The 9,129-nt window shown below is 75.7% G+C and carries 8 protein-coding genes and 1 riboswitch; of the genes, 4 read left to right on the top strand and 4 right to left on the bottom strand.

What is annotated here, in order from left to right; genetic code table 11:
• The 4 genes from G5C62_RS23270 to G5C62_RS23255 form a co-directional block, all read right to left on the bottom strand.
• A partial coding sequence (locus tag G5C62_RS23270) for a cobaltochelatase subunit CobN (protein ID WP_206330819.1) occupies positions 1 to 1,511 on the bottom strand: 1,511 nt, incomplete at its 3' end.
• A gap of 51 nt (positions 1,512 to 1,562) precedes the next feature.
• Positions 1,563 to 1,643, bottom strand: a riboswitch (cobalamin riboswitch).
• 27 nt (positions 1,644 to 1,670) lie between these two features.
• On the bottom strand, positions 1,671 to 3,011 hold the full coding sequence (locus tag G5C62_RS23265; RefSeq protein WP_164702867.1) for an MFS transporter: 1,341 nt from the start codon (positions 3,009 to 3,011) through the stop codon (positions 1,671 to 1,673).
• Positions 3,008 to 4,252, bottom strand: a complete 1,245-nt coding sequence (locus G5C62_RS23260) for an MFS transporter (protein ID WP_206330818.1) — start codon at positions 4,250 to 4,252, stop codon at positions 3,008 to 3,010. The genes G5C62_RS23265 and G5C62_RS23260 overlap by 4 nt, the downstream gene beginning before the upstream one ends.
• Complete coding sequence (locus G5C62_RS23255) at positions 4,249 to 4,980, bottom strand: siderophore-interacting protein (protein ID WP_164702866.1); 732 nt, start codon at positions 4,978 to 4,980, stop codon at positions 4,249 to 4,251. Before G5C62_RS23255 ends, G5C62_RS23260 begins: the two co-directional genes overlap by 4 nt.
• Positions 4,981 to 5,089: 109 nt before the next feature.
• On the opposite strand from G5C62_RS23255, the gene G5C62_RS23250 reads away from it, so the two are divergent.
• The 4 genes from G5C62_RS23250 to G5C62_RS23235 form a co-directional block, all read left to right on the top strand.
• Positions 5,090 to 6,601, top strand: a complete 1,512-nt coding sequence (locus G5C62_RS23250; RefSeq protein ID WP_206330817.1) for an aspartate aminotransferase family protein — start codon at positions 5,090 to 5,092, stop codon at positions 6,599 to 6,601.
• Positions 6,598 to 7,959 carry a lysine N(6)-hydroxylase/L-ornithine N(5)-oxygenase family protein gene (locus tag G5C62_RS23245; protein WP_164702865.1) on the top strand — a complete coding sequence of 454 codons (1,362 nt, stop codon included), beginning with the start codon at positions 6,598 to 6,600 and terminating at the stop codon, positions 7,957 to 7,959. Before G5C62_RS23250 ends, G5C62_RS23245 begins: the two co-directional genes overlap by 4 nt.
• Complete coding sequence (locus G5C62_RS23240; RefSeq protein WP_164702864.1) at positions 7,956 to 8,549, top strand: GNAT family N-acetyltransferase; 594 nt, start codon at positions 7,956 to 7,958, stop codon at positions 8,547 to 8,549. The genes G5C62_RS23245 and G5C62_RS23240 overlap by 4 nt, the downstream gene beginning before the upstream one ends.
• Positions 8,546 to 9,129, top strand: a 584-nt coding sequence (locus G5C62_RS23235) for an IucA/IucC family protein (protein ID WP_277424818.1), incomplete at its 3' end; no start/stop codon positions are given. The genes G5C62_RS23240 and G5C62_RS23235, both read left to right, overlap by 4 nt.

Raw genomic sequence — 9,129 nt, 5'->3', positions numbered from 1 at the left:
TGGTGATGGTCCAGCCGCCGCGCGGCTTCGGGGAGAACCCGATCGCGATCTACCACGACCCCGACCTGCCGCCGTCGCACCACTACCTGGCCGCCTACCACTGGCTGCGCTCGTCCTTCGGCGCGCAGCGCGGCGAACACGATGCAGTCGTCGGTCGGGTCCACGAAGAGCTCACCGGGCGGCGGCCCCCAGTGCTCCACCATCCGGTCGGTCAGCTCGGCGGGGAGGGTGTCGAAGAACCGGCGGTACTCCGCGGCCGGGATGCGCACGGGGTTGCCGGACAGCTGCTCGGCGGTCAGCCAGTCCGGGTCCTGGCCGCCGGCCTCGATGAGGGCGTGCACCAGCCGGTCGCCGTCCAGGTCGGCGACGCCGGGCAGCGAACCCTCGCCGTCGAACGGGCCGATGTCGTAGCCCTGCCCGGCCATCGCGGCCAGCAGCCGGACCACCGAGGCGGGGGTGTCCAGGCCGACCGCGTTGCCGATCCGGGCGTGCTTGGTCGGGTACGCCGACAGCATCACCACGATCTTGCGGTCGGCCGGGGCGGTGTGCCGCAGCCGGGCGTGCGCGACGGCGGTGCCGGCCACCCGGGCGGCCCGCTCCGGGTCGGGCACGTAGGAGGTCAGGCCCTCCTCGTCGACCTCCTTGAAGGAGAACGGCACGCTGATGATCCGGCCGTCGAACTCCGGGATGGCGACCTGGTTGCCGACGTCCAGCGGGGAGAGCCCGTCGTCGTTGGCCGCCCAGGTCGCCCGCGGGGTGCCGAGCACCAGGCCCTGGATCACCGGCACGTCGAGGCGGGCCAGCTCGCCGACGTCCCAGGCGCCGTCGTCCCCACCGGCGGAGGCGGTGGCGGGCTTCGAGCCGCCGGCCGCCAGGACCGTGACGACCATCGCGTCGACCGTGCGCAGCACGTCGAGCATCTCCGGGTCCACCGACCGCAGGGACGCGGTGTAGACCGGCACCGGCACGCCGCCGGCGGTCTCGATCGCGTCGCACAGCGTGTGCACGAACGCGGTGTTCCCGGCCAGGTGGTGCGCCCGGTAGTAGAGGACGGCGATCCGCGGGCCGGTCGAGCTGGTCGGGCGGTCCAGCAGGCCCCAGTCCGGTGCGACGGCCGGGGCGTCGAAGCCCTCGCCGTCCAGCAGCACCGTGTCGGCCAGGAAGCGGTGCAGCTGCACCATGTTGTCCGGGCCGCCCTGGGCCAGGTAGGCGTGCGCCTCGGTGGCCACGCCCATCGGGACGGTCGAGAGCTCCATCAGCTCGGCGTCGGGCAGCTGCTCACCACCCAGCACGACCACCGGGACGCCCAGGCCCAACAGGGGCGCGACCATGTCCTCGTACTTCCGGCGGGACCCCAGGATGCGGACCACGACGAGATCGGTGCCGGCGGCGAACTCGGCGAGGTCGCCGGCGCGGTAGGGGTTGCCCAGCCGCCACGACGAGTCGCTGGCTCGGGCCGCCAGCAGGTCGGTGTCGGAGGTGGAGAGCAGGGTGAAGGTGCGTGAGCTCACGTCGGTGCCTCCCTCGGGGTCCGCGCCCCGGGTCGTCGAGCACGGCAGCCGGAGTGTCTGGCTCGCCCCCGCATCTCGACGACGCCGGGGCTCACAGTGGCGGGACCGCGCCGGGTTCGCACCGGCTTCCTCGCGCACTGCCGTGATGTGCCGGAGACGCTACCGGGCTGCCGATGCCCGGGGCTCGGGCAGCACCGGCCCGGCCGCGGCCGGCAGACCCGGCGGAGGCCCCTCCCCGTCCGACAGGTCGTCGAGCTCCCGGAGCGGGCGCATCACCAGCACGGAGAGGCCGGCGAGGACGACGGCGCCGACGAAGACGGCGAAGGCCGCGCGCAGCCCGGTGGTGTCGACGAGCACGCCGGCCGCCAGGTAGCCGGCCGGCCCCGCGGCGTACGCGCCGGAGGCGACTATCCCGAGCACCCGCCCGCGCAGGTGCGTGGGCACCCGGCGCTGGAAGGCCAGGTTGACCAGCGGGTTGATCGGGCCGAACAGCAGCCCGGCGAGCGCGCCGCAGCCGAGCAGGACCGGGTAGGGCGGCAGGGCCACGAACGGCACGAGCGCGACCGACGCCCCCGCGGTGGCGACCCGGAGCACGACGCTGCGGGGCAGCCGGTGGCCCAGCGCACCCTGCAGCAGGCTCCCGAGCACCCAACCGCCGCTCATCACCAGGAGCAGCAGGCCGAGCCGGCCGGGGGCGCCCTGCTCCTCGAACAGCACCGGCAGCAGCACCGCCGAGATCGGCAGGTACGTCGCCGAGACCAGGACGGCGACCAGGGCGGCGCACCGCACGAGGCGGTCGCGGCGGAGCACGGCGATCCCCTCGGCGGTGTCGGTGAGGACGCGCCGGACCGCGCTGCCGGAGGACTCCGTGCGGGGCTCCGGCCGCCCGCCGCCGGGCACCCGGACGAGGGCCACGACGAGACCCGACAGCGCGAAGGCGGCCGCCGTGGCCCACAGCGCCGGGACCGCGCCGACCAGCCCGATCAGCACGCCGCCGACCGCCGGCCCGATGAAGAACGCCGACCCCCACACCGCCTCGTGGACGCCGTTGACCCGGGACAGCGGGAGCCGGGCGGCCGCGGCGGCCTCGGGGAGCATCGCCTCGCGCGCCGTCACGCCGGCCGGGTCGAGCAGGGCCCCCAGGGCGGCCAGCGCGACCACCGCACCCAGCCCCAGCCCGCCCGTCGCCAGCTCCAGCAGCGGGATCGCGGCGACCGCGGCCGCGGAGACCACGTCGGAGAACACCGACACCCGCCGCCGGCCGACCCGGTCGACGACGACGCCGGCGAGCACCGCGGTGAGCACCAGCGGCAGCGCCGTCCCCGCGGCGACGAGGCCGGCGCCGGCCGCGCCGCCGCCGCGCTCCAGGACGAGCCACGGCAGGACGACGGAGGTGACCCCGTTGGCCGTGCCGGAGAGCAGGGTCGCCGCCTCGACCGCGAGCAGCGGCAGCCGCCGGGGCGGGTCCACCGCCGTCCGGCCGGCCGGGACCGTGGTCACCGGAGCGGCGCGGCTCGCAACCACCGCACGCCGAGCACCACCCCGACCAGGGTGACGCCGCACCACAGGGCCGCCGAGGCGACGTACCCGACGAGCGCCGCCGTGGCGAGCGCGGCGGAGGCGGTGAGGAAGGAGGCGAGCAGCGGGACCGTGGTGAGCGCGGTGAAGTCGGTGCCCGCCGTGGCCGGGCGGGAGAGGTCCATGCTCACCGTGTAGACCACCACGTTCAGCGCGGTGTACGCGACGAGGAAGCCGCTGAGCGCCACCACCGTGCCGGTGAGCGGAGCCGACCCGAGGAGCAGCGGGACCAGCCCGGCCGTCGACAGCGCCAGGGCGACGCCACCGCCCACGAGCACCGCGGCCCGGCCGCAGCGGCGGACCAGCCACCCCGCGAGCGGGCCGGCCAGCGCCGCGGGCACGCTGACGACGACGCCGGTGACCACGCCGATGCGGGTGAGGGACCACCCGGCGTCCACCAGCGCCGCGCTGGGCAGGGCGTACACCCCCGCCGCGCCGCCGTAGACGAGCGGCACCACGCCCAGCGCCCAGACCGGCACGCCGGGACGGCGGAACACCCCGATCAACGCACCCCACGCCGCGCTCCCGGGCACCCGGGGGTCGCGCTCCGGCTCACGGAACCGGAGCACGACCACGAGCGCGACCAGGGTGAGGGCGGCGAGCAGCAGCACGGCCGCGGTCCACCCGGCGCGGTCGTACACCAGGACGCAGAGACCACCGCCGAGCACGGTGCCGACGTAGCTGGCACCCACCTGGACCCCGTTGCCGAGGCCGCGGTCCTCCGGGCGCAGCAGCCGGACGGCGAGGGCGTCGGCGGCCACGTCCTGGGTCGCCGACAGCAGCACGTAGACGGCGCAGACGACCACGAGCGGGCCGAGCGAGGCGGCCGGGTCGTCGAAGGGCAGCAGCGCCAGCAGCGCCAGGACCATGCCGCTCTGCAGGACCAGCAACCAGGAGCGGTGGTGCCCGAGCCGCCGGGACCCGTACCGGTCCAGCAGCGGCGCCCAGAGCAGCTTGAGCGGCCAGGCGAGACCGAGCAGCGAGATGAGCGAGAGGTCGGCGAGGGAGACGCCGTCGGCCCGCAGGATCGCGACCAGCCCGACGGTCAGGAAGCCGATGCCGACGTACTGGGTGACCCACAGGGTCGTGAGCAGCGCCCACGGCGGTCGGCCCGCCGCCACCGGCGACGAATCGGCGACGGCGGGTGCGGACGGCGCGGTCACGTCGCGCGCCAGTAGGCGAGGGAGGACACGCGGTCCTTGGCCACGCCGAGGTCACGACGCAGGTGCTTGGTCAGCGCCCGGGCGGCGGCGGCCTCGCAGGCCACCCAGAACCAGTCCCGCGCCGGGTCGGCTGCCGCGTCCACCGCCCAGGCACCCGTCACGGCGGCCTGCAGCGCCTGCCCGGGGGCGGCGCCGTCGCGGTCGACCCACACCACCTCGTGCCCGGCCCGGGCGCGCACGGGGAGGTCGCGGTCGGCCGGGTGCCCGGCCTCCAGCCAGACCCGCGCGGGCGTCGTCGGGTGGGCGTCGAGCAGCGAGTTCACCGCCGGCAGGGACGCCGGGTCACCGACGAGGTGCACCACCCGGGTCGCCGGGGGTGGCTCGGCCTCGCGGGTGCCCTGCACCGTCGCCTCGATGGTGCCGCCGGGCTGCACCGCGACGGACCAGTGCGCGGCCGGACCGTCGTGCAGGGCGAACTCGAGGTCGAAGGTGCCCGCCGCCGGGTCCGGATCGACGAGCGTGTACGCCCGCTGGTGGGCGCGCCCCTCGTGTTCGAACCACAGCCGGACCCACATCGCCGGGTGCGGCGGGCAGGCGGCGAGCAGCCCGCCGTCGGAGACCCGGACCCGCTGGTACTGCTCGCCGACCTGCTCGCTCCCGCGCACGGTGAGGACGAAGTCCTTACCGCGCAGCGCCTTGAGGACCACGCCCTCCCAGCCGTGCTGCATCGCTCGTCCCTCTCGCCGTCACCCCCGGCAGGACCCCCGCGCACCGGGTCCGAGCCCCGTGTACCGTCCGCCGTGTTTAGGGGAGGCTAACCTACGGAAGGGCTCGTTCGTGACGGAGCACACGCCGACCGCACACCTGTTCTCGGGCGAGACGGTCGACCACTACGCCGCGGTCGTCACCGCGGCGCTCGGCGCGCTCACCGACCGCGTGCGGGTGGTCCGCCGCCCCTGCTCGGGCGTGCCGCAGCAGGACCTCGAGGAGCTCGTGGCCGGGGTCGACCTCGAGGCCCCGCTCGGCGACACGTTCTCCGCCCTCAAGGAGACCTCCCGGATCTACCTCGAGCACGCGGTGTGGTTCCACGAGCCCGGCTACGTGGCCCACCTCAACTGCCCGGTCGCGATCCCGGCCCTGGCGGCGGACCTGCTCGCCTCCGCGGTCAACACCTCGGTCGACACCTACGACCAGTCGACGACGGCCACCCTGATGGAGCGCCGGCTCGTCGCCTGGGCCGCCGGCCGCGCCGGCCTGGGCCCCGCTGCGGACGGCGTGTTCACCAGCGGCGGCACCCAGTCCAACCTGCACGCGCTGCTGCTGGCCCGGGACGAGGCGCTCGCCGCGCTGCCGGGCGGCGTGCTGCCCCCGGGTGCGCGGCTGCGGGTGCTGGCCACCGACCAGGCCCACTTCAGCGTCGGCAAGGCCGCACGCCTGCTCGGGCTCGGCACCGACGCGGTGCTCACGGTGCCGACCGACGAGCGGCACCGGATGGACCCCGCCGCGCTGGGTCAGGTCGCCGCCCGGGTCCGGGACGCCGGCGACGTCGTCATGGCGGTGTCCGTCACCGCCGGCACCACCGACCTCGGCCGGATCGACCCGCTCCCCGCGGTGGCCGACGTCTGCGCGGAGGTCGGCGCGTGGCTGCACGTCGACGCCGCGTACGGCGGCGGGCTGCTGGTGTCCCGCCGCCGCCGGCACCTGCTCGACGGCATCGAACGCGCCGACTCGGTGACCGTGGACTTCCACAAGACCTTCTTCCAGCCGGTGGCGTCCTCGGCGGTGCTGGTCCGCGACGGCGCGACGCTGCGGCACGTCACCCACCACGCGGCGTACCTCAACCCGCGCGGTGAGCGGGCGCCGAACCAGGTCGACCGGAGCCTGCAGACCACCCGGCGCTTCGACGCGCTCAAGCTGTGGGTGACGCTGCGCGCCATGGGGGCCGACGCGATCGGCGAGGCCTTCGACACCTGCCTGGACCTCGCCGTGCAGGTCCACGAGGACCTCTGCGCCGCCCCGGACATCGAGGTGTACAGCGCACCGTCGCTGAGCACCGTCCTGTTCCGGCACCGGCCCATCGGCCCCGGCGGCCCGCTCGACCCGGCCGCCGCCGACCTGCTCGTCGCCGGCATCCGCGAGCGGTTGTTCGACGAGGGGGAGGCGGTCGTCGCCCGCACCGTCGTCGACGGGCGCGCGTGGCTGAAGCTGACCCTGCTGAACCCGGCGACCACCCGGGCGGACGTCCGCGCGGTGGTCGACCTGGTCCGGGCAGCCGGTGAGGACCTGGTCGCGGAGTCCGCGGTGACCCCCGCGGCGCTGGCGCTGGCCGGCGGGCAGGCCCCGGCATGAGCACCGACCCCGTGCACGACTTCGTCGCCGTCGGCATCGGGCCGTTCAACCTCGGCCTGGCCGCGCTCACCGCCCCGGTGCCCGACCTGTCCGGCGTCTTCCTCGACGAGCACGAGGAGTTCTCCTGGCACCCCGGGATGATGATCGAGGGCACCACCCTCCAGGTCCCGTTCCTCGCCGACCTGGTGACCATGGCCGACCCGACGTCGCCGTACTCCTTCCTGGCGCACCTCAAGGCGACCGGCCGGCTCTATCCCTTCTACATCCGCGAGGACTTCCACCCGCTGCGCGCGGAGTACGACGCCTACTGCCGCTGGGTCGCCGAGCGGGTGCCCGGGCTGCGGTTGGGCCGGCGCGTCGAGCGGGTCGAGCACGACGCCGCCGCCGGGGTCTACCGGGTGCACGCCCGCGACGTCCGCTCGGGTGAGCCGGAGGTGCACCTGGGCCGGCGGCTGGTCCTCGGCGTCGGGACGGCGCCGTGGGTCCCCGAGCCGGTGCGGGACCTCCCCGGCCCGGCCTGGCACTCCTCGGCCTACCTGGAGCACAAGGAAGAGCTGCAGACCCTCGGGCACGTGACGGTCGTGGGCAGCGGGCAGAGCGCGGCGGAGGTGTACCTCGACCTGCTCACCGACGCCGACCGGCTCGGGTACCGCGTCGACTGGCTCACCCGCTCCCCCCGGTTCTTCCCCATGGAGTACACGAAGCTGACCCTGGAGATGACCTCGCCGGAGTACGCCCGGTACCACCACGCCCTGCCGATGGGGCGCCGCGACGCCCTCGCCCGCGAGCAGCGCCACCTCTACAAGGGCATCAGCGGCACCCTCGTGGACGCCATCTACGACACCCTCTACCGCACCGGACGACGCGGCGCGGTGCCCTCGTCGCTGCACACCGGCGTCGAGGTGGTCGGCGCCCACTGGGACGCCGAGCAGCGGCGCTACGAGCTGCGGCTGCACCACGCCGAGCAGGGGCGCACGGTCAGCAGGTCGACGCGGGGGCTCGTCCTCGCCACCGGCTACCGGTCCCGGGTGCCGGCGTTCCTGGACCCGGTCCGGGACCGGATCCGGTGGGACGCGCGCGGCCGGTACGACGTGGCGCTGGACTACGCGGTGGACACCACCGGCCGGGAGGTCTTCGTGCAGAACGCCGAGGAGCACACCCACAGCCTCACCGCGCCCGACCTCGGCATGGGCCCCTACCGGAACTCGGTGATCCTCAACGCGATGTGCGGCCGGGAGGTCTACCCGGTCGAGCAGCACATCGCCTACCAGGAGTTCGGGGTCGAGCTCGAGGACGCCGAGGACGCCGACGCGCTGCCCGACGAGGCGGGGCTGACGGCGACCGGGGCCCTGCGATGAGCGCCGCCCCCGCCGCGCCCCCCTGGTCGGTCCGCACGACCGTCGGGGTGCTGACCCTGGAACCGCTGGACGTCGACCGCGACCTGGACCTGCTGCACTCCTGGGTCACCCACCCGCGCTCGGTCTACTGGCTCATGCAGGGCGCCGAGCCGGCAGCGGTGCGGACCGCCTACGCCGCGATCACCGCCGACCCGCACCACGACGCGTGGCTGGGCCGGGTCGACGGGACCCCGGCGTTCCTCGCCGAGACCTACGACCCCCGCCACCGGGAGCTGGTCGGCGTCTGGGCGGCCGAGCCCGGCGACGTCGGGATGCACGTCCTCGTCGCACCGCCGGCCGAGGGGGCCGCACCCGTCCGCGGGCTGACCTCGGCCGTGATGGCGGCGGTCGTGCGCTTCGCCCTGGACCGCCCGGGCGCGCGCCGGGTGGTCGTCGAGCCGGACGCGCGCAACGCGGCGATCCGGGCGAAGAACCAGGCGGCGGGCTTCGTCGAGCACGGCCTGGTCGACCTGGGGCACAAGACCGCGGCACTGAGCACCTGCACCCCGGCGTCCTTCGCGGCGAGCGAGCTGGGCCGGGTGCTGGCATGACCGCGTCCACGGCCGAGCGGGACGAGCTGTCGGCGGACGCCGTCCCGCTGGGCGCCGAGCACCTCGAGCCGGTGGCGATGGCCCGGGCGCACCGGCACGTCGTCACCAAGGCGCTGTCGGAGTTCGGCCACGAGCGACTCGTCACCCCCGAGGCGGACGGCGGGCCGGCCGACGGCCTGGGCCGGACCTGGTGGTCGCTGCGCACCGCCGCGGACGTCCGGTACCGGTTCGCCGCGCGGGTGCTGCCGCTGGAGCACTGGGACGTGGACCCGGCGTCGGTGTCCCGCACCGTCGACGGCGTCGACGCACCGCTGGACGCGCTGGCGCTGGTCGACGAGCTGCAGCACGACCTCGGCATCCCCGACCAGCTGCTGGGCACCTACCTGGAGGAGGTCAGCGCGACCCTCGCCGGTGCGGCGTGGAAGCTGCACCACCGCCGGACCGACGCCCGGGAGCTGGCCCGCGCCGACCTGCAGACCGTCGAGCGGTCGATGACCGAGGGGCACCCGGCGTTCGTGGCCAACAACGGGCGCATCGGCTTCGGGCTGGCCGACGCCGCCGCCTACACCCCCGAGGCCGG

Source organism: Modestobacter sp. KNN46-3, assembly GCF_011039295.1.
This window is presented reverse-complemented; position numbering and strand designations above follow the sequence as displayed.

Bases quoted from the DNA above. Each gene is read 5' to 3' on its own strand.
- G5C62_RS23255 (WP_164702866.1), bottom strand. From the start codon at position 4,980: ATGCAGCACGGCTGGGAGGGCGTGGTCCTCAAGGCGCTGCGCGGTAAG.
- G5C62_RS23240 (WP_164702864.1), top strand. From the start codon at position 7,956: ATGAGCGCCGCCCCCGCCGCGCCCCCCTGGTCGGTCCGCACGACCGTC.
- G5C62_RS23245 (WP_164702865.1), top strand. From the start codon at position 6,598: ATGAGCACCGACCCCGTGCACGACTTCGTCGCCGTCGGCATCGGGCCG.